Annotated in this window: 22 protein-coding genes and 1 tRNA gene; 13 read left to right on the top strand and 10 right to left on the bottom strand. The window is 36.3% G+C overall.

Annotation, left to right across the window (positions count from 1 at the left end; genetic code table 11):
• Nucleotides 1–14: 14 nt before the first annotated feature.
• From AAGD84_RS07575 to AAGD84_RS07415, 3 genes are all read left to right on the top strand, one after another.
• Entirely contained in the window at nt 15–179 is a 165-nt protein-coding gene (locus AAGD84_RS07575) for an IS3 family transposase (protein WP_010082072.1), read from the top strand.
• A 243-nt stretch (nt 180–422) separates the two neighbouring features.
• On the top strand, nt 423–3008 hold the full coding sequence (polA, locus tag AAGD84_RS07420) for a DNA polymerase I (protein ID WP_265038379.1): 2586 nt from the start codon (nt 423–425) through the stop codon (nt 3006–3008).
• A 49-nt stretch (nt 3009–3057) separates the two neighbouring features.
• Nucleotides 3058–4086, top strand: coding sequence for a hypothetical protein (locus AAGD84_RS07415; protein ID WP_341818011.1), 1029 nt, complete (start codon nt 3058–3060; stop codon nt 4084–4086).
• Nucleotides 4087–4112: 26 nt separating this feature from the next.
• Here AAGD84_RS07415 and AAGD84_RS07410 read toward each other — a convergent pair whose 3' ends face one another.
• The 4 genes from AAGD84_RS07410 to AAGD84_RS07395 form a co-directional block, all read right to left on the bottom strand.
• On the bottom strand, nt 4113–4892 hold the full coding sequence (locus AAGD84_RS07410) for an exodeoxyribonuclease III (RefSeq protein ID WP_341818010.1): 780 nt from the start codon (nt 4890–4892) through the stop codon (nt 4113–4115).
• Nucleotides 4892–5599: a uroporphyrinogen-III synthase gene (locus tag AAGD84_RS07405; RefSeq protein ID WP_264723172.1), complete on the bottom strand. Its 708-nt coding sequence runs from the start codon at nt 5597–5599 to the stop codon at nt 4892–4894. The genes AAGD84_RS07410 and AAGD84_RS07405 overlap by 1 nt, the downstream gene beginning before the upstream one ends.
• 253 nt (nt 5600–5852) lie before the next feature.
• Entirely contained in the window at nt 5853–6350 is a 498-nt protein-coding gene (locus tag AAGD84_RS07400) for a hypothetical protein (RefSeq protein ID WP_010962975.1), read from the bottom strand.
• A 70-nt stretch (nt 6351–6420) separates the two neighbouring features.
• Nucleotides 6421–6505: transfer RNA gene (locus AAGD84_RS07395), tRNA-Leu, on the bottom strand.
• Between the two features lie 62 nt (nt 6506–6567).
• Between AAGD84_RS07395 and tldD the strand changes: the two genes are divergently transcribed.
• From tldD to AAGD84_RS07380, 3 genes are all read left to right on the top strand, one after another.
• Nucleotides 6568–7986, top strand: coding sequence for a metalloprotease TldD (gene tldD / locus AAGD84_RS07390; RefSeq protein ID WP_264723173.1), 1419 nt, complete (start codon nt 6568–6570; stop codon nt 7984–7986).
• A gap of 55 nt (nt 7987–8041) precedes the next feature.
• Entirely contained in the window at nt 8042–8182 is a 141-nt protein-coding gene (locus AAGD84_RS07385) for a hypothetical protein (RefSeq protein WP_153296798.1), read from the top strand.
• 90 nt (nt 8183–8272) lie between these two features.
• Nucleotides 8273–9520, top strand: a complete 1248-nt coding sequence (locus AAGD84_RS07380) for an IscS subfamily cysteine desulfurase (protein ID WP_265038375.1) — start codon at nt 8273–8275, stop codon at nt 9518–9520.
• Nucleotides 9521–9562: 42 nt separating this feature from the next.
• Here the strand turns inward: AAGD84_RS07380 and AAGD84_RS07375 are convergent, their stop codons facing one another.
• The 5 genes from AAGD84_RS07375 to AAGD84_RS07355 form a co-directional block, all read right to left on the bottom strand.
• Nucleotides 9563–10486, bottom strand: a complete 924-nt coding sequence (locus AAGD84_RS07375) for an Rpn family recombination-promoting nuclease/putative transposase (protein WP_264723481.1) — start codon at nt 10484–10486, stop codon at nt 9563–9565.
• Between the two features lie 306 nt (nt 10487–10792).
• On the bottom strand, nt 10793–11956 hold the full coding sequence (gene dxr / locus AAGD84_RS07370) for a 1-deoxy-D-xylulose-5-phosphate reductoisomerase (RefSeq protein ID WP_264723175.1): 1164 nt from the start codon (nt 11954–11956) through the stop codon (nt 10793–10795).
• Between the two features lie 82 nt (nt 11957–12038).
• Nucleotides 12039–12536: a hypothetical protein gene (locus AAGD84_RS07365; RefSeq protein WP_182367341.1), complete on the bottom strand. Its 498-nt coding sequence runs from the start codon at nt 12534–12536 to the stop codon at nt 12039–12041.
• A gap of 204 nt (nt 12537–12740) precedes the next feature.
• Nucleotides 12741–13442: an ABC transporter ATP-binding protein gene (locus tag AAGD84_RS07360; RefSeq protein WP_006279859.1), complete on the bottom strand. Its 702-nt coding sequence runs from the start codon at nt 13440–13442 to the stop codon at nt 12741–12743.
• Nucleotides 13435–14217: an ABC transporter permease gene (locus AAGD84_RS07355; protein WP_341818009.1), complete on the bottom strand. Its 783-nt coding sequence runs from the start codon at nt 14215–14217 to the stop codon at nt 13435–13437. The genes AAGD84_RS07360 and AAGD84_RS07355 overlap by 8 nt, the downstream gene beginning before the upstream one ends.
• 583 nt (nt 14218–14800) lie before the next feature.
• Between AAGD84_RS07355 and rpmF the strand changes: the two genes are divergently transcribed.
• The 4 genes from rpmF (at nt 14801) to AAGD84_RS07335 (ending at nt 17369) form a co-directional block, all read left to right on the top strand.
• On the top strand, nt 14801–14983 hold the full coding sequence (rpmF, locus tag AAGD84_RS07350) for a 50S ribosomal protein L32 (protein WP_010962967.1): 183 nt from the start codon (nt 14801–14803) through the stop codon (nt 14981–14983).
• A 10-nt stretch (nt 14984–14993) separates the two neighbouring features.
• The gene (gene plsX / locus AAGD84_RS07345; protein ID WP_151807807.1) at nt 14994–16031 is read left to right on the top strand and encodes a phosphate acyltransferase PlsX; all 1038 of its coding nucleotides are present in this window, start codon (nt 14994–14996) and stop codon (nt 16029–16031) included.
• Nucleotides 16024–17034 (top strand): beta-ketoacyl-ACP synthase III, encoded by a 1011-nt coding sequence (locus AAGD84_RS07340; protein WP_182321005.1) that lies wholly within the window; start codon nt 16024–16026, stop codon nt 17032–17034. The genes plsX and AAGD84_RS07340 overlap by 8 nt, the downstream gene beginning before the upstream one ends.
• Nucleotides 17035–17204: 170 nt before the next feature.
• A complete protein-coding gene (locus AAGD84_RS07335; protein WP_341818008.1) occupies nt 17205–17369 on the top strand; it encodes a hypothetical protein in 165 nt (54 codons plus the stop codon).
• A gap of 142 nt (nt 17370–17511) precedes the next feature.
• Here AAGD84_RS07335 and AAGD84_RS07330 read toward each other — a convergent pair whose 3' ends face one another.
• Nucleotides 17512–17736, bottom strand: coding sequence for a hypothetical protein (locus AAGD84_RS07330; protein WP_341818176.1), 225 nt, complete (start codon nt 17734–17736; stop codon nt 17512–17514).
• A 63-nt stretch (nt 17737–17799) separates the two neighbouring features.
• Between AAGD84_RS07330 and AAGD84_RS07325 the strand changes: the two genes are divergently transcribed.
• The 3 genes from AAGD84_RS07325 to ltrA all read left to right on the top strand — a co-directional run bounded on the left by AAGD84_RS07325 (nt 17800) and on the right by ltrA (nt 19718).
• Nucleotides 17800–17976, top strand: a complete 177-nt coding sequence (locus AAGD84_RS07325) for a hypothetical protein (protein WP_155968420.1) — start codon at nt 17800–17802, stop codon at nt 17974–17976.
• Nucleotides 17977–18252: 276 nt separating this feature from the next.
• Entirely contained in the window at nt 18253–18762 is a 510-nt protein-coding gene (locus AAGD84_RS07320; RefSeq protein WP_341817816.1) for a hypothetical protein, read from the top strand.
• The gene (gene ltrA, locus AAGD84_RS07315; RefSeq protein ID WP_341818007.1) at nt 18747–19718 is read left to right on the top strand and encodes a group II intron reverse transcriptase/maturase; all 972 of its coding nucleotides are present in this window, start codon (nt 18747–18749) and stop codon (nt 19716–19718) included. The genes AAGD84_RS07320 and ltrA overlap by 16 nt, the downstream gene beginning before the upstream one ends.

Genomic DNA, 19718 nt, shown 5'->3' with positions numbered 1-19718 from the left:
TGTAAAGAATATAGATGAGTAATAAAGGCTGTTGTTACGACAATTCTGTTGCAGAAAGCTTCTTTAGCTCATTGAAAAGAGAAATACTTATTGATACTTCACAACACTCTGCTCAACAAACTAGAACTGCAATATTTGAATACATAGAAATTTTTTATAACAAACAACGTCACTATTAACTATTGCATTCCAGAACAATTTGATTCATCATTCTCTTTGTGAAAAACATTCCAAACTTTCTCTCCACTTTTTCTGGGTAAGGTCAAATTTCTTCTACTAGGTTTTGATATTACATATGTGTACATCCCCATCATGAATGCTATTTTCGGTAAAATCTCTTACAACGCTCAAAAGCAGAAAAACAAAAACTTGATTTTCTCAGCTAAATAGTGGACCATCAAAAGCACGCATAAATATCTACAATGAAAGAAAAAACTTTCACAATCATCGATGGCTATGGTTTTCTTTTCAGAGCTTACTATGTACTACCTCACTTAATTACCACAACAGGAATGCCAATAGGTGGTGTATATGGCTTTCTGAATATGGTTCTTAAGTACATTGCCCATTCGGACTACTTAACTATAGCACTTGATGCAGGGAAAAAGAATTTTAGGCACAATTTATATTCTGAATACAAAGCAAACAGAGTAACGCCTCCTGAGGATCTAACTCCACAGTTCACCATACTGAGGGAAGCGGTAGAAGCTTTTAACCTCAGCTATGAAGAGATTGAAGGTTATGAAGCAGATGATATAATTGCAACACTAGCTGCAAAATACGCCAACCACCAAGACTTTAAAGTGGTAGTCGTTTCATCAGATAAAGATTTATTTCAACTCTTGAACCACAATATTTTAATATTCGACCCCATTAAAAATATATATATAGATGAAAAACAAGTAATAGAAAAATTTGGTGTAAACTCACACAAGCTTCTTGATTTATTTTCTCTAACTGGTGATGCATCTGACAACATTCCAGGCGTTCCGGGAATAGGTCCGAAGACTGCAGCTAAATTACTGGATGAATTTGATTCATTGAATAATATTATAGAGAACATTGATAATATCGAGCAAACGAGGATTCGTAATATTCTCACCGAACATAAGGAAAAAGCTCTAATTTCAAGAGAACTTTTATCACTATGCGAAAAAGTAGACCTTCAACATGATATTGCAAAATATGAAGTCCATTCTCCAAATATGGAAAAACTATTATCCTTTTTAAAGAAGTATGAATTCAATTCCTTAATAGGGAAAGTGGAAAAGCTTTTTTCCTATAATGGGTCTAGCACAAAAGAGAAAATAGAATATAGTAGTGAAGAGTTAGAGAAATTTTTGGAGCATTGTAGATATGAAGGCAGAATTGCAATTCATTGCCACTTTGAAGACAACTTATTAAATAAAATTTCCTTATCTTATAGCGAAAGTAATATTTTTTATATAGAGCAAGACAGCATACAAGATGCACTCATTATAATTAATTTAACTTTGCTCTCAAATGGAGTGCTTAAAATAATACATAACATTAAAGAGATCAGGAAAATCTTCCCTACAGTAGAGAAGATGCTAGATTCAGTTGATGATTTGATGATAATGTCGTATAGCTTGGATACAGGAAAGCATGATCACAGTATTCCAAACATAGTTGCGCATAATTTGAGTGAAAATGCAGAAATTTTCTCGGCAAAAACTTTAATAGCAATTCATGAAAAGCTAAAGCAAAGGTTATTTCAGGAAAAATTGCTCACAATTTACGAGCGCTTCGATAAGCCACTTATGAAAGTAATATTTGATATGGAGAAAAATGGGATATTACTGAACATACAAAAATTACAGGAGCTGTCCGATAAATTTCAGCAGGTAATTGCCGTGCTTGAAGATGAGATATATAATTTGGCAGGAGAAAGATTTAATATTGCTTCGCCAAAACAATTAAGTGATGTTTTATTCAACAAAATGGGGCTTAATAAAAAGAAAAAGTCAAAAAAATCTGGATCGTATAGCACCAATTATGAAGTTCTAGAGGCACTCGAAGAAGAAGGGGTAGAAATCGCAAGTAAAATTCTAAATTGGCGACATTTAAGTAAATTAAAAGGCACCTACACTGATGCGCTAATAAAGCAAGTTGATTCCATTGATGGTAGAATACACACAAGCTTTTCAACGACTGCAACTGCAACTGGAAGGCTGAGCTCCAGCAATCCTAATTTACAGAATATTCCTATCAGAAGCGAAGAGGGAAATCTCATCAGACAAGCATTTATTGCGCCAAAAGGGCATAAGATAATTTCTGCTGACTATTCACAAATAGAGTTAAGACTCCTGGCACACGTTGCAAACGTTGCAGCATTTAAAGAAGCTTTTGCAAACGGACAAGATATTCATGAGATCACCGCTAGGCAAGTTTTTGGAGTGCAAGAAATAGATGAGCAATTAAGACGCAAAGCAAAATCCATCAATTTTGGAATTATATATGGCATTAGCCCATTTGGTCTTGCAAAGCGGCTTGGAATTACCATTGCGGAAGCTGCTGAATACATTAATTACTATTTTTCCTGTTACCCAGAAATAAAGGCCTATATGGAAAAAGCAGTGTCTATCGCAAGATTGCATGGTTATGTAGAAACTTTGTTTGGCAGGAGATGCTTTGTAAGAGACATAAACAATACAATTCCTTATATAAGACAATTTGCAGAAAGGGCAGCAATAAACGCACCACTGCAAGGCACCGCCGCTGATATAATAAAACGTGCGACGATTCAGCTTTTTGACCAATTAAAAGTAGGTAAAATAATCCTCCAGGTTCACGATGAACTACTGGTTGAAGTAGAAGACGAAAAGGTACAAGAAACAGCAAAACTTATGAAAGATATAATGGAAAATGCAATAGAAATTTCTGTACCACTTGAAGTAGAAATAAAAGTTGGCGACAACTGGGGTCTAAATTCCCTTAATTATGACTTAAACATCGTGAATTCTAGGAGTATAAATCATTTGAACTAATACGAAAAATATGTTAGAATAGAACATAGCAAATGCAAATAGGTCAGCCATGACAGGCCCACAAGTAAAAAGTTCAAAACCTCCAAAGTTACCTACTCAGGTAACTAACGAAGATGAGAAAATTTTTGAAAAAGAGGAACATCAGGTAATCCATGATGCCTTTATACAATTGCTAAAAAACAAAGTACAACCTAAAGAATTAAAGGAAGATGACGAGGCAGTACTCGCTTTCATGCTAAGTCAGAATCAAATTATATTCAATAATGTCAAGCTAGAAGATGTAGAACCACTCAGTGAAGAGAATTTTTCTCAGTTTTTACTTTCCGTATTTGAGAAAATTAGAGAGAAAAAATTAGCTAATGAGGAGAATCTCAAGAATGGTAAAATAAAAGAAGTAGTAGATGACTGTGTAGCTGATATACGCGGTACAGAAGCTAAAGATTCATCCATAAAGTTTGTATTGGAAATGCTGCTGCTGCTAATTGGAGGGATCAAAATAGACCCGAAAAATATTTCTGGCTCCTTTATGGATGGGATGAAAGAAAAAATACCATTCTTAGGTAAAGACAAGAAAGAAGAGGATGAACCACCACTCAGTGATGAAGAGATGGTAACAACGTTCTTAAGCAAGATCTTTTTTCCTGTCCTTCTTTCCACTATTCCAATGTTAATTTTTGGTCCTACTACACTCGGAGTAGTTCTTACTGCTATCGGCACAATATTTGCCATAAAAGGAGGAGTGGAGGTTCTTTTTTCAAATAACAAAAAAGGTACTTTGTATGACCCTAGCTCACAAGATAAAGATGATACAGAAAAGAGAGCAAAACTGAATGGAAAAATTCTCGAGGGCATTGATGATATTTTAAAAACCCCAGTTACAGAAGTTGAGATAGGCACCTCTGTTTCTGAACAAATTTCCCAAGGAAAAGAAAAGAGTGAACAACAGCCTGTTTCTGAGCAAATTTCCCAGGTAGGAAACGAAAAAAGTGAGCAGCGCGATCAATCTTGGACAGGAAAGGAAAACAAACGAAGGGAAAAACCACAGAGCAGCAAAGGTAAGACTACTCAGGTTTGCTAAAAGTGAATTGTGTAAGAGATCTGCTATTATTCTATAGCACATACAACAGGAGTATGGTCAGACGGATTTTCTAGCTTACGCAATCTATCATCTATGTAGCATGTTTCCAATTTATCTACAGCTTGTGGTGATAACAGCATATAATCTATTCGCATTCCTTGATTATTTCTGAGTGAATTGCCTTGATAATGCCACCAAGTGAATTGTTGCAAATTTGGGTGAGATATTCTAAACGCATCTTTAAACCCAAGATTCAAGATCGCTCTTAACTTCTCACGTTCTCTTATATGAAAGCACACTTGGCCATTCAATAAGTTTGAATCAAAGACATCAATTTCATCCGGTGCAACATTATAATCGCCAGCTATAATAGTTAACTCTTCATTCTTTAACAAAGTGCTCATCCTTTCATATAGATTATCAAAAAACTTGAGTTTATATTCAAATGCTTGAGAGTCCGGGCTTTGACCGTTTGGAACGTATACACTTCCCACCCTTACCTTCTGATTATTGTGCTTTATTATGCACTCTATATAACGCGCTTCTTGATAACCTTCTACGATATCAATCTTAAACTTCTCCAGTATCGGATATTTAGATAAAACACAAACGCCATTTCTTGCAACTTGTCCATAGACAGCACATTCATATTCCAGCTTCTCTATCTCTGCATAAGGAAATTGCTCTTCCATACATTTTATCTCTTGCAGCAAAATTATATCTATCTGACTATCAACTATAAAACTACAAAGTTGGTTAACTCTTTTACGTATGGAGTTTACATTCCAAGTTGCAATCTTTAGCATCAACAATCCTTATTAATTATATCAATTAAACTCTCCCCAGTAGGCAACCTCGATGTTATAATTTTTTTCCATTTGATTAACTTTAAACTATCAGCAATGTTTTTACTCATGGTATATGCAACTGCATTATTCATCACATGAGATAACCCACTTTTTAGAACTAATGAACAAAATATCCTTGCTGTCTGTGAGGAAAAAAAAGCAACACTATCAATTTTACCATCCAATAGTAAATTTTTACACCTATTAGTTAGATTCCTTTTTATAATTGTTTTATAGAGTACAACTTCTCTTACGTTAAAATCTTCTTCAGATAATCTCTTTTTTAGGTCACATGATACTTCTTGTCCTCTTATATACAAGAACTTTATTGCGTTTGAATAATGAGCTTTTATGAATGATATCAGACCATCAACGTTGCTGTCTGCTGAGATTATATCAGAAAATCCCAAATTTTTTGCAGCCTGCATGGTTGAATTACCAACTGTAATAATCGGAAAGTCATCCACTTTGCATATTTGACTAAAAGCCTTTACACTGTTTTTACTTGTGGATATTACAACGTCAAATTCGTGTGCAGATATATCAGGATTTAAGTACTTTATTGTGAATACTGGTTCTATATAAACTTTGTATCCATACTTTCTCAATATATTTCTTGTATTGAACGAATCCAATAAAGGCCTCGTTAATAAAATAGACTTCATTCTGATTTATTTTACTACCAGTAAAATAGTACCCTTTATACACAAATTACTGAATAAAAACTTTTATTTTGATAGCTTGAGCAATTATTCAAGTAATTGATGTGGAAGTAGGAGTACTAAGCGCTCCTACCCCAATAAGCCCACAATTTCTGCTTACACTTTTTTGACGCTAATTACATCGAACTCTTTTGAATGGCTTCCTTCAGTGGAATTATATAGCTAATATTCCTGTATAAGTTAAATAAGTTAATACTTAAGCTTGTACTCTTGCAGTATTTGAAGAGAGATTCTCAAGGACGTTTTTTGTCTGTGGTTCACTAATCATAGTTTGAACGATATTAGCTGCCATAATAACACAGCCTAGAATAAAAAAAGGCGTAGAAACAAAATAAATAACAGAAGACTCAAAAAGCGACATAGATGCAATACCTCCTATTAGAAATGAAGCACTGGATGCTATATCAAGATAGATCTTTGTTAACTTTTTTTGTCCTGGAGTGTTTTTTATGCCAGATTTCTTATTAAGATTCTGTTGTCGGGAATGATCATTTAGTGACCATATATTTAAAGCAAACGAAAGTGCACTGAATATAGTGCCGGCAATACTAAAATACAGACTTAAGACAGGAATATTCAAGACCAATGCCGCTATGTATCCAATGAAAGAGATAGTAGATAGTGTAGTAACTAAGCGTTTCGAGTAAGTTCGTACCTTCTTTCTGTAGGCTAACTTATCTTTTTCACCATACATAGCATAAATATTACCTAATATGTTATATTATAACATTAATTAATTCAATAAGCAATATGGAAGCTAAGAGTGCCCGAGAGAAGACTTGAACTTCCACAACTTAAAAAGTTACTAGCACCTGAAGCTAGCGCGTCTACCAATTCCGCCACCCGGGCTTTTTATAGTTTACTATGTTAAAGTTAAATAATATACTTAAACAATTTTTAGTTCAAAGGTAATGCCAAATCTAGATCAAATATTTTTTGCTCAAAACAATGTTAATATTAATAACGTATATAAAATAGTCAATAACGCTTTGAGCAATAGCGATAGTGGTGAGCTGTTTCTAGAATTTTGCCAGTCGGAGTCCCTGGTTTTTGAGGATAACATATTAAAACACATGGACTTGAATACTAGAAGGGGATTTGGTTTAAGGTCTTTTTGTGAAGATAGTACATCTTTCGTTTGTTCTTCTGAGATCAGCGAAAAAGAAATTAGTAATGCTGCTTCTATGGTAAAAAGCTCAGTGTCTTTAAACAAGACAAATTCAATAAATTTAAACGAAGAGACAAAAAGCCTATATTCGAGGATTAACCCTATAAATGAAATGGATCTGAATTCAAAGATTAAGCTACTCAATGAGGTTAATGAGTATGTAAAGTCCAAAAATAACTGCGTGAAGCAAGTAAAAATAACTCTAAGTGGAGAATGGCAAGTTGTACAAATAATAAAGGGTGATCACAGATTAAGCGATATCAGGCCTCTGGTACGTTTTAATGTGCTAGTCATTGTAGAAAAAGATGGCCGTACCGAAAGAGGTTCTGCAGGGCATGGTGGAAGGGACTCTTATAGTAAGTTTATTTCTGAGAAAAAGTGGAAAGAAGTTGCAAACCAAGCGTTAGAACAAGCACTGGTAAATCTTGAAGCAATTCCAACTCCAGCCGGAGAAATGACAGTCGTTTTAGGTCCAGGCTGGCCAGGAATATTGTTACACGAAGCCGTGGGTCATGGACTTGAGGGCGACTTCAATCGCAAAAAAGTCTCAGCATTTTCAAATTCTGTGGGTAAACGAGTAGCAGCTAGTGACATCACAGTAGTTGATGACGGAACTCTGCCCAATTTGCGCGGCTCTATCAGCGTAGACGATGAAGGCACTCCACCCAGTTATAATATATTGATAGAGGATGGGATCATAAAAGGATACATGCAGGATCATATGAACGCTAAACTCATGGGTGTAAGCCCAACTGGTAATGGTAGAAGAGAAAGTTATAAAGAAGTTATTATGCCGCGCATGACAAACACCTATATGTTGCCCGGAAAGTATACACCGAAGGAAATAATATCTAGCGTAAAGAAAGGTCTATATGCAGTAAATTTCGGTGGTGGGCAGGTTGATATAACGTCAGGAAAATTTGTTTTTTCATCTTCGGAAGCTTACCTAATAGAAAATGGCAAAATTACACAGCCAGTAAAAGGAGCAACACTAATTGGTGACGGTCCAACAGTGTTGAAAAAAGTATCTATGGTTGGTAATGACTTAAAGTTAGATCCTGGTGTTGGCACATGCTCGAAAGATGGACAAAATGTGCCCGTTGGAGTTGGTCAGCCGACACTCAAAGTCGACGCAATAACTGTTGGTGGAACTGAGATATAGATAAGGGCTAAAACGGATTCCAGCGCACGGCGCACAGCTGTACAAACATTATGATTTGGAAGCAATTGCCACCAATAGGGTGTCATCCCAGTGTCTGGGCACTGCCTTTGTGTTTGAGGCAAAACTGGCTATAACATTTAACACACTGCTTTCGCAAATAAATGTTCGTACAGTTATGTGTCAGCTACTTGGATGACACTTTTGTACTTGATGCAAGATTATATCTTGAAAAAATTAAGTTTTAGTGCTATTAAATGGTTGTAAATTTTGTCTCTGTGGTAGCTTTATGAATGTTGAAAGTAAAAAAATACATGATGCTAAAATAAAATTACCAATATTTCTTGATTATCAATCTACTACTAAAGTGGATCCCCGTGTTTTAGAGGTGATGATACCTTACTTTGGTGAGTTCAGCAATGCACACTCTCGCAGCCATTCATTTGGTTGGACTGCTGAAGAAGCAGTGGAAAAAGCAAGGAAACACATCGCTGATCTGGTGAACGCAGATAGCAAAGAAATTATCTTTACCTCAGGTGCAACTGAGTCAAATAATACAGCAATCAAGGGCGTTGCTCACTTTTATAAAAATAAAGGAAATCATATAATCACTGTCTGCACGGAGCATAAGTGTGTTTTGGATTCTTGTCGGCATCTGGAAAATGAAGGCTTTAAAGTTACATATTTGCCTGTTAAGCAAAACGGAATTATAGATTTATCAAAGCTTGAGGAAGCAATTACTGATCAAACAATCCTGGTTTCAGTGATGATGGTAAATAATGAAATCGGAATAATTCAGCCTGTCAAAGAAATTGGTGCAATATGTAGAAAGTATAATATATTTTTCCACACAGATGCAGCTCAAAGCTTTGGAAAAGTTCCAATTGATGTTAATGAGATGCGCATTGATCTTATGAGTCTCTCTAGCCACAAAATTTATGGACCTATGGGAATAGGCGCATTATACGTTCGTAAAAAGGGCTCTCGTGTTAGATTGACACCATTGATCAGTGGTGGTGGACAAGAAAGAGGTATGCGTTCTGGAACAGTTCCAACTCCCCTTGCAGTCGGTTTTGGTGAAGCAGCACGTATTGCTAAAGAAGAAATGGAACCAGAAGCAAGCAAATTGGAAGGACTGAGAGATATTTTGTACAATAAGATAAAAGAAGCATTTCCTGATGTTGTTTTAAATGGTGACTATGAAAATAGGATTCCTGGCAACCTAAACTTGAGCTTTCCCTATGTTGAGGGTGAGTCTCTCATCATGGCAATCAAGGATTTAGCAGTAAGTTCTGGTTCTGCGTGCACATCTGCGTCTCTTGAGCCTTCCTATGTCATACGGTCGTTAAATAATGGCCATGACCTTGAGCATTCATCAATTAGATTTGGCCTAGGCCGATTTACAACCAAAGAAGAAGTTTTGTACGCAGCAGACCTTGTTGCTAAAAATGTTGGCCGACTGAGAGAAATGAGCCCACTTTGGGAGATGGTACAAGAAGGAGTAGATTTGAACACCGTGAAATGGGACTCCCATTAAATGTATCCATTCAGCCAGTCCAATTGCAAATGCACTTTGAAATTACTCTGTACCGTTCACACTTAATTCTTCAATCTCACTAATAGAAAGGCCAGTAAACTTGACAATAGTGTTGACATCAACATTATTAGCCAGCATTGCTTTTGCGACTTCAATTTTCCCTTCAATTTTCCCTTCCTCTTTACCAATTTTGATGCCTCTTTCTTCGCCAATTTGGATGCCTTTTTCAGTAGCAAGGTCAAGTCTGTATTCAAGAATGGCTTCTTCTTTGCGTAGATCCATTATTCTTTCTTCGTAAGCTACTAAATCTTTTTCATTCCAGCTAAACCTGTCTAATTCATCGTAGGCTAACTTTATTATTGGTGCTTTTTCTGCTATTTTCCTTAAGTCTTCTTCCGTAGTTTCATCTGCATATTTGAAGAAAAATAACCAACGATCCACTATGCTTTCTAGCTGTTCTTCCTTATTCTTAGGAAATTTAGGTAGTTCAATAAATACAAATTGAAAATCTTTTAAGTCATGTTCATTGGTTTTCTCATCTCTTATAGTGTGGCTGGATATATAATCAAGCTTATCAGGAAATAAATTACAATTAGAGATAGCAATAAAGAAAACCTTCTTTAAATCAATGTACTTACCAGATTTATCAGCTTGCCTTGAGTAAGCCTTAGCAGCATATAGTTGAGCTCGTTTTTCGAAGCCTTTATCGCGAGTGAGCTGCATTTCAATCACATACCTGGCCCCACTAGAGTCCCTGCAAAGAACATCAACTATACTTTGCTTATCAGATGCAATTTCAGGATCCATTATAGTACTGAGGAATTCCACTTCTTGTATAGTATTTATCTCGGTAAATCCTAAAATATCATTCAAAAAATGTATGAGAATATTCTTATTTTTTTCAGTGCCAAAGATTCTTTTAAAGGTTAAATCCAGCTTAGGGTCGAGAAACTTAGATAAAGCCATAGCCAAAGTGCTTAAAAATATTAATAATTATACACTATTATTAACAATTATTCAACCATATTTTTGAAGATAGCTATAGATAACACGTCATAACCGCCGCGAACCGTCATACCGCCGCGGTATCTCTAGATCCCGCTAACAAGCAGCGGGATGACGAATTACTTAACCGTCATACCACCGCGAACCGTCATACCGCGATTCATTCGCGGTATCTCGGCATAGATTCCGCTAACTAGTAGCGGAATGACGATTGTGCATCGTGCTTTGCTAAAAAAAAATCACAGAATACAGTCTGGTTACATTACTCTAGCTATACGCAACAACTTTACTTTCAACAACTTTATTAGCAATAATACGACTTTCATAATCAATATTTATTATATCAGATAGTGAATTAATATCAGTATAACTACCAAAACTTTCCATTGTTGATTCCACTACCTCTACTATTTTTAAAAAGCCGATTCGTGACTTCAAAAATTCATTAACAGCTATTTCATTTGCAGCATTGAGCACAATACTGTTTGTTTGTGGAGCAGAAGAGTTTAACACTGCCATGCTAAGCTTTAGCGCAGGAAAACGCTTATGGTCTGGTTCTTGAAAGGTCAATTTTCCTTGCTTTGTTAAATCTAATTTACGATTTAAAGCTGATCTTTCCGGCCAAGACAAAGCATATGAAATGGGAATTGCCATGTCAGTCTCTGCAAGCACAGCAAAGTTGAACCCATCCTTATAAGTTACAATTCCATGTACTATTGACTCAGGATGCACTATTGCTTCAATTTTATCCGGGCTGATGTTAAACAAGTTATGTGCTTCTATTATCTCTAGTGCCTTATTCATCATTGTTGCGCTATCAACCGAGATTTTCTTTCCCATATTCCAAGTGGGGTGACTAAGCGCCTGATCTACCATGACATTTCTTAATTGCTCAGAACTATAATTTAAGAATGGTCCACCAGAAGCAGTAAGTATGATCTTTTCTATGCATTTGTCGTCATTTTGCAAAATTTGAAAAATTGCGTTGTGCTCAGAGTCAATAGAGATTATTTGTACGTTTTTTTCTTTAGCTTTTTTAAGTAATAACTTTCCACCGCAAACAATGCTTTCTTTATTTGCTAATGCAATGACTTTGGTACCGCTTTCTATAACCTCCATAACTGGCTCAAGGCCTGCAATGCCAACTATTGCAACAACTGAGAGATCAACAGGTATGGTAGCAATATTTGTAGCACCAATTGCTATTTTTACATCTGTACCAAGTAAACTTTCTTTCAAATCTTTGTAAAGCCTTTCATCGGAGATAGCAACATATTTTGCATTTAGCAGTTTTGCTTGGTGTGCCAGTAGAGCAAAGTTCGAATGGGCACTTAGTGCTTCCACTTGGTATTCTTCTTTTCTCTTTGAGAGCAAATCTACAGTCTTTTTTCCAACACTTCCTGTTGACCCTAAAACTGAAACCTTTTTCACTAAGACAAACTCATGTTAATTATAACAACAGCAACTTTTCTTATTAGGCCTTCTCGCATACTATTCAGCAGTTTTTAAGCGTTTAACCAAGTTCATGCCCGTGGTCATCACCAACAGATGGTGAAGGACCAGGTGAAAAAGATTGACCATGGTGATCACCTGCATCATGCATGTCTTGCAAACCATCAGCATTATGAGCCATTTCATTATTGGCATGAGGGTAATCATCTGAGTGAGGTCCCTCATCACCATGAGCCATATCCATTCCTTCTGATGGCATATCTTCCCCACCTCCACCTGAAAAATATTCTGCAAGGCCTTCAAGAAATTTTATGCCAAACATATTACCTGACTTTCCAAACAATGTTACTAGACTACTGCCACTCACCAAACCTTCAAACACGTTACTATAAGCAGCAATTGCTCCTTCATGAAAGTTGAACAACCATTTCATTCCATCGACAACTGTTGAAACAGAGTCACTATGACCAAGACCAAAACCACTTTTCTCACCAGCAGCCTCTTGGTGTTGCTGCTGCGCTTGCCATTCTGCAATGTTTGGACCTTGAGCTTCACTCATAAATTTTTACTCTCAACCTTAAGCTATTATTTTATCACAAATATTGCAAAATATCAATAGAGCTTTTGAATATAGCTAATACAAACAATTCTGTTATCTTATATAGGATCCAGTTTGAAAAAAATCTGAATTCCAATGTTCACTACCTTTTACAAAGTTAAAACTTAAAAATATGACTGTTAGCAATAGTGTATATATCTTTAGCTATATATAATGAATGAATTTTTTTATATATTCGTTATTAGTATTTTGTATTTCCTGAACAGTTCCATGGGAAATGATCTCCCCTTCATATAATACTGCTATTTTATCAGCTATTTTAAATGCGCTATGAATATCATGTGTAATCGTGATAATTGTAGGGTTAAGATCTCTAGATAATTTTATTATTATCTCGTTTACTATATCTGACATAATTGGGTCCAATCCTGAAGTTGGTTCATCCAAAATAATGATTTCTGGATTGTGTGCAATCGCCCTTGCAAGTGCCACTCTTTTTTTCATTCCACCTGATAGCTCTATTGGAAACATATCTGCTATGCTTTCCTCCAGTCCAACATCATTTAACTTCTCGATTGCTAGCTGTTTTGCCTCTTTTTTGCTGATATTAAAGCGCTTTTTATAATTAAAAGATATATTTTCCCACACTGTAACGTAGTCAAATAAAGCGGAATTTTGAAATAAAACCCCAAATTTATTTTTGCTTTTACTATTTATTTTAACAGACCCTGAGTCTGGAGCAAGCAAGCCGATAATTGTTTTTGTTAATACAGATTTGCCGCTTCCTGAGCCACCAAGTATGACTAATGATTCCCCTTTTAATATATCAAAATTTAGATCTTTTAGTACTGTCCTATCATCAAAAGATAAGCTTAAGTTCAATATTGATATTATGGGGTTACGCATGTATCAAAGTAATCATGTAGTTTGCTAAAATGATCAGTATGGACGATAAAACAACAGTTGATGTTGTAGCAACACCTACTCCTTGTGCACCTTCTTTGCAATGGTAACCGTAATAGCAGCTTGAGACAGAAATTATGGCGCCAAATGCAGTTGCTTTTATTAGCCCAGTTATAAAATCATACGTATTAAAGAACTGAGCTGTGTGTTTAATGTATATATTTAAATTGTGGTTAAATTCGAAGACTGCAGTGATACATCCTCCAAATATTCCTATTAAATCTGCACATACTGTAAGTATGGGAAATACTATGATTGACGCTAAAATCCTTGGTGCAATTAAATATTTGAAAGGGTTGATGTTCAAAGTTGTAAGGGCATCTATTTGCTCGGTGATGCGCATCGTACCAATTTCTGCTGCAACTGATGATCCAACCTTTCCTACCATTATTAAGATGATCAAAACTGGTCCTAACTCTTTAATGATAGTGATCGTAACAAGTTTGGGTATTATTTGTTCTTGGTTAATTAATGGGTCACTCAAGCTACTTTGTAAAACTATTGCCGCTCCTATAAAAACTCCAGTGAGCCCAACAATTGGCAGAGAGAAAAAGCCTATCTCTATAATTTGTCTTGCTATGTTGCTAAAATAATATGGTGGCACAAGGCAGTGGTATAGAGATTGAATAAAAAATATGAATGCACTACCAAGCCTTAACAAAAAATTGATAAAGTACCTACCAATTATTCTAACACTATTTATATCAAAAAAGCTCACTTTGTATTCATTTTAGCTAGAGGTTAGTCTTACTGATTTTATTAAAATTTTTATTAACTTTATCGCAAAGTATAGCTGAGATATGTTTTAAGTTCAACATACTTGATGTTTTAATTTAAAGCTCATATAGCTAACCCAAGAAAGGTTTTCCTACGTCATACCGCCACGGTATCCACAACTGTACGAACGTTGTAGTTTGGGAGCAATTCCCACCAGTGGGCCAGTGCCCAGACACTGGGATCCAGCTTCTATGCAACTTAATTAAAAACGTTTGTTTTAGCATAAGACAACTACCTTTAGCTCATCAGCTCAGTTATAAGCAAAATTTCTGGATTCCAGACTGGAATGACATCATCTGTTGTGCAATTTACCTTCAAAAATGAATGTTCGTACAGCTATGGATTCATTCGCGGTATAGATTCCGCTAACGAGTAGCAGAATGACGGTTTTTCAAATTGTAGAGCCACTTTAGCTATAGAACTCAATTACATAAGCAAACCTTACTTATTTTACTATCCCTGTTTACTTCCTGTAAAAAACATGTTACTAATGAATTGAATTTTGTAGTAGAATGGAGGAAGTTTTGGCAGTTCCAAAAAGAAAAAAGTCAAAGTCAAGGCGTAATATGCATCGTTCTCATCATGCTATTGAGCCTAAGAATGTTGTGGTATGTTCAACAACTGGGGAATTCATGTTGCCTCATAACGTAGCAGTTGATGGCAGTTACAAAGGAAAACGGGTTTTCATCAAGCAACAGGCGGAGTGACTATTATGATATGTTACCTACGGTCAATAATAATATAGTTATTGCACTTGACGCTATGGGGGGCGATTTTGCGCCTCTTTCCGTAATTCATGGTGCTGGTTTTTTTTTAGACAACCTTGTTGACCCAGGCATTAAAGTTTTTTTTCATATTTATGGAGATAAGGAAGAAGTATCTCCTTTGCTTTCAAAATACAAAAAAGTAAGTAACAATTCTGAGTTTACTCATTGTTCTGACAATGTTCTTGCAAATGATAAGCCATCTTTTGCACTGAGGCATCGTAAAGACTCAAGTATGAAAGCTGCCATTGAGGCAGTAAAAAAAGGTAAAGCTTTCGGAGTGGTGTCTTCAGGCAACACCGGAGCATTGATGGCAATTTCCAGATTTATTTTAGGAACATTACCAAACATTTATCGTCCTGCTATTGCCTCTATCTGTCCAACTAAGACAAAAAGCTTCGCTTTGCTTGACCTTGGTGCAAATGTTGATTGTAATGCCGACTCATTATTTCAATTTGCGTTAATGGGTAGTATATTTGCAAAAATAGCATTAAAAATTGACAATCCTGAAGTTGCTTTGCTAAATATCGGCACAGAAGAAGTTAAAGGTAATGACTCAGTGCGCGGCGCTTTTGAGTTGCTTAAAAACGCTCCAGGCATTAATTTCAAAGGGTATATAGAGGCAAGTGAATTTTTAGAGGGTAATATAGATGTGATTGTTGCTGATGGTTTTGTTGGCAATGTAATGCTCAAAACGGCTGAGGCAACCGCTAGTACCTTTATCAATCTAATAAAGCAGGAAGTATTCAATTCGTGGATAGCGAAAATGCTTGTTGGTATATTGTTAAAATCCAAACTAAATAAAGCTTTAACGCGTTTTAATCCCAAAATTAGAAGTGGAGCTATGTTTTTAGGGCTGAATGGTATCATCATTAAAAGTCATGGAAATTCTGATGCTATTTCTTTTGCCCATGCCATAAAATTTGCAGTAAATGCAATTAGTGAAAATTTAAATCAAAAGATAATTAACGGGGTAAGTCATATTGAATAAAAGTTTCATATTAAGCACTGGATCTTACCTACCAAGAAAAATGTTGAGTAACAACGAAATTGCATCGATAGTTGAGACGAGCGATGAATGGATAAGGCAGAGAACAGGAATAGTTCAAAGGCATATAGCAGATGAAGGAGAACTAACGTCAGATCTAGCTGTAAATGCAGCAAAAAGTGCTATAGAAAAAGCTAAAATTTCAGTAGATGAAATTGATTTAATCATAGTTGCCACAACAACGCCTGATAAAACTTTTCCTAGCTGTGCAACAATTGTACAAAGTAAGTTAAAATGTAAAAACGCATTTGCTTTTGATGTACAAGCAGCATGCTCTGGTTTTATATATGCAGTTACAGTTGCTGATTCGCTCATAAAATCTAACAATAGAATTAAATATGCATTGGTTATAGGTGCTGAAATAATGTCTAGGATTGTTGATTGGGAAAATAGGTCAACTTGTGTACTCTTTGGTGATGGTGCTGGTGCAGTAATAATGAAATCAGCATGTCATTTTAACGTCATTCCAACAAATGATGCTGATACTTGGGTGGCAGAGAAGGGGGTTACAAAAGGTATAATTTCAACTAGCCTATATTCTGATGGCAATGTGGACATACTATGTACGAACGGAGGGATATCCTCAACTGGTGATTCTGGAAAAATATGCATGAATGGAAGAGAAGTGTTTAAACATGCAGTGGATAAGTTAACAGCCTCAGTAGAGGAAACTCTGAAATGCAATAATTTGAAAATCACTGATATTGACTGGTTAATTCCCCATCAAGCAAACATTCGTATTATTGAAGCAGTAGTAAAGAAATTAGATTTTCCTATAGAGAAAGTGATTAATACCGTTGATAAGCATGCAAACACCTCAGCGGCATCAATTCCACTGGCCTTAGACTATGCAATACAAGAATCAAAAATAAAATCAGGAAATCTGGTACTGCTGATTTCAATAGGTGCAGGCCTGACCTGGGGTTCCGTGTTGCTGCACTATTAGACTTCCTGCATTACCTCCTGTCATCCAAGTACCCTCTTTGTCATTCCAGTGCCTCTTTCTCCTGTCATCCCAGTGCCCTGACTACTTGGATCCAGAAAAAAGAATGGTGTCATGAAAGTAGCTGATACTGGTTTTCATCCAAGAGGGTGTCATCTCAGTGCCCTGACTACTTGGATCCAGGAAAAAAATGGTGTCATCCAACTCCCCTGTCATCCCAGTGCTTGACACTGGGATGGCTTTGTTGCATCGCTACTTATGAAAGGCTAACTATAGTTAGGATTATAAGCAACCTATTGAAAATCTTGTTTTTTTGCAATCAATCTGATCAAATTTAAGAATAGTAATTTGTTATTTATATTAATAAATTTAATTCTATTGAAAATAGCTAAAGCATTGAAATTCTTGAATTTTAGCCGGATTGGTAAATGGTAGTGAAATTTCTTTTACTCAAATTTAGGTATTCATTGACCGTTCTTGTTATAAATACCAGAATAATAAGCTACTGATATTCCCTATCTTTTTTATCTTTAATCCATCATAGCTAGCGATGCAACAAAGCCCACTGGGATCCAGGAAAGTTTGCTTGTAAGCAAGCAAACTAGCACAGAAAGTGGTTACAACATTTTCGATGAGATTATATGGAAAACTAGATCCCAGTGTCAAGCACTGGGATGACATCATCCTTTTTTTGGATTCCAGCATCAAGTGCTGGAATGACACCTCTCTTGGGCTCTTTTAGCCACAAATATTTAAGAAATTTACCAAATGAAAAAAAAGGCAAAAGAAGCCCTGGGGTTATTATCCGCTTTAAAATATTGGCGTTTTTTATGTTTTAAACGCTTGACAAGCGAAATTCAGCTGCTTTTAATTGCAACTAACCTACGCTGCAAACGTTTAAGAAATTTACTAAGCAGAAAAAAAGACAAAGAATCCCCGAGTTAGCTAGTCTTTTACTATCTCTGTCGAGTATTGGCATTTTTTGATGTCTTGTAACGCTTTGTAAGCGCGTTCAGCTTATTTAGATAAAAATCTAGATGTAGATGAAGTTTTGTAAAGACATACAGTATCTATATACTGCAAAAAATTGAACATAAGACGCCGATACATTAAGTAATCCTTACCTTTTAATCTGCAGATTGGCGAAAGCAAATACAATAGCTTCAGTTTCATGATAAGGGAGCTGGCGAGGTTTGTCAAGGTGCGCCAAGGTGCGCCAAGGTGCGCCAAGAAGTGCTTGGAGAACAGTTGGTGAAAATCCAACACAAACAAAGTCTAGCCAACAGTTTGGAACAGACCACTATGTTGCATGAGGTAACGAGTGTAATAGAGCTAGTGGGATGGACAATGCAGGGCACAACGGAAGTGAAGGAGTGGAGTCCCGAAATACCTGAAGACATAGAGGTCGACATGTTCATGGCCATGGAAGACAGCATGAAGGATAACGTAAAGGCAAGTTATCACTCACTCTATCGGGATCTGAGACCGTGCCATGTATTGAAATGGACTTCAAGTGAACTTGGGAGATCCCATGCATTCCTATTAAGGTACGTTGGAACAAGTCAACAAAGGCAAGAACTAGCGGAAGATGCAGGGGAAGTCGGACTGATTGATAGTACTCAGAATGTGGGAAAGCCACGTACAAGGGGAAGCGATCAGCAATATAGTAACTGGAATAGGGATTGCTATGCCAATACAACGGAGGTAGGAATAACATGCGATATAAACTAAACCAGATAGCAGTAAGAGCAAAGCAAGATAAGCGACTAAAATTCACATCGTTAGTCCATCTGATAAATACAGAGAATCTTGCGAGATGTTATAAAGAACTGAAGCGTAACAAGGCTTGTGGAGTAGACCAGATAACAGTGGAATCATACGGAGAAAATCTGAATGAGAAACTCGAAGTGCTAGTAGAAAGTATGAAGAGGAAGCAATATCAACCACAACCAGTAAAGAGGGTATATATACCGAAAGCTGGAAGTAAAGAGAAACGCGGACTCGGAATACCATCGACCGAGGATAAATTAGTACAGATTATGCTGAAGAAGATATTAGAAAATATTTACGAGGCAAACTTTCTGGACAGCTCATATGGATTTCGACCAGGAAGAAACTGTCATCAAGCGGTAAATGCACTAGATAAAGCAGTTATGTACAAGCCAATAAACTACATTGTAGAAGTGGATATCAAGAAGTTCTACGATAATATACAGCATAAATGGCTAATGAGGTGTCTAAGGGAACGAATAACTGACCCAAATTTGCTGTGGTTAGTAAAGCGGTTTCTCAAGGCAGGGATAGTCGAAGCTGGAAATTATGAAGCAACAAAACAAGGTACACCACAAGGCGGTATAGTAAGTCCTGTATTAGCAAATATATACTTACATTATGTGTTGGATTTATGGATAGAAAAGAAATTTAAACCAAGATCCAGAGGATATATACAAGTAATAAGGTTTTGCGATGATTTTGTGGTTTGTTGCGAAAGTAAGGTAGACGCGGAAGAATTTCTGGAATTACTGAAACAAAGGCTAAATAAATTTGGGTTGGAAGTATCTGAAAACAAGACCAGAGTAGTAAAGTTTGGCAAGAGGGAGTGGCAACGAGCGATAAGAGAGAAACGAAGGACGGAAATTCAATTTTCTGGGGTTTACGCACTATGGTGCAAAAAGTCGTCGTGGTAG

It is taken from the genome of Wolbachia endosymbiont (group A) of Andrena fulva (assembly GCF_964026815.1).
GTDB classification, from domain to species: Bacteria; Pseudomonadota; Alphaproteobacteria; order Rickettsiales; family Anaplasmataceae; genus Wolbachia; species Wolbachia pipientis.
Note: the sequence above shows the minus strand (reverse complement) of the source record. Positions and strands in the feature narration are given on the sequence as shown.

Bases quoted from the DNA above. Each gene is read 5' to 3' on its own strand.
- AAGD84_RS07575 (WP_010082072.1), top strand. From the start codon at position 15: ATGAGTAATAAAGGCTGTTGTTACGACAATTCTGTTGCAGAAAGCTTC.
- polA (WP_265038379.1), top strand. From the start codon at position 423: ATGAAAGAAAAAACTTTCACAATCATCGATGGCTATGGTTTTCTTTTC.
- AAGD84_RS07415 (WP_341818011.1), top strand. From the start codon at position 3,058: ATGACAGGCCCACAAGTAAAAAGTTCAAAACCTCCAAAGTTACCTACT.
- AAGD84_RS07410 (WP_341818010.1), bottom strand. From the start codon at position 4,892: ATGCTAAAGATTGCAACTTGGAATGTAAACTCCATACGTAAAAGAGTT.
- AAGD84_RS07405 (WP_264723172.1), bottom strand. From the start codon at position 5,599: ATGAAGTCTATTTTATTAACGAGGCCTTTATTGGATTCGTTCAATACA.
- AAGD84_RS07400 (WP_010962975.1), bottom strand. From the start codon at position 6,350: ATGTATGGTGAAAAAGATAAGTTAGCCTACAGAAAGAAGGTACGAACT.
- tldD (WP_264723173.1), top strand. From the start codon at position 6,568: ATGCCAAATCTAGATCAAATATTTTTTGCTCAAAACAATGTTAATATT.
- AAGD84_RS07380 (WP_265038375.1), top strand. From the start codon at position 8,273: ATGAATGTTGAAAGTAAAAAAATACATGATGCTAAAATAAAATTACCA.
- AAGD84_RS07375 (WP_264723481.1), bottom strand. From the start codon at position 10,486: ATGGCTTTATCTAAGTTTCTCGACCCTAAGCTGGATTTAACCTTTAAA.
- AAGD84_RS07365 (WP_182367341.1), bottom strand. From the start codon at position 12,536: ATGAGTGAAGCTCAAGGTCCAAACATTGCAGAATGGCAAGCGCAGCAG.
- AAGD84_RS07360 (WP_006279859.1), bottom strand. From the start codon at position 13,442: ATGCGTAACCCCATAATATCAATATTGAACTTAAGCTTATCTTTTGAT.
- plsX (WP_151807807.1), top strand. From the start codon at position 14,994: ATGTTACCTACGGTCAATAATAATATAGTTATTGCACTTGACGCTATG.
- AAGD84_RS07330 (WP_341818176.1), bottom strand. From the start codon at position 17,736: ATGCTGGAATCCAAAAAAAGGATGATGTCATCCCAGTGCTTGACACTG.
- AAGD84_RS07325 (WP_155968420.1), top strand. From the start codon at position 17,800: ATGAAAAAAAAGGCAAAAGAAGCCCTGGGGTTATTATCCGCTTTAAAA.
- ltrA (WP_341818007.1), top strand. From the start codon at position 18,747: ATGCGATATAAACTAAACCAGATAGCAGTAAGAGCAAAGCAAGATAAG.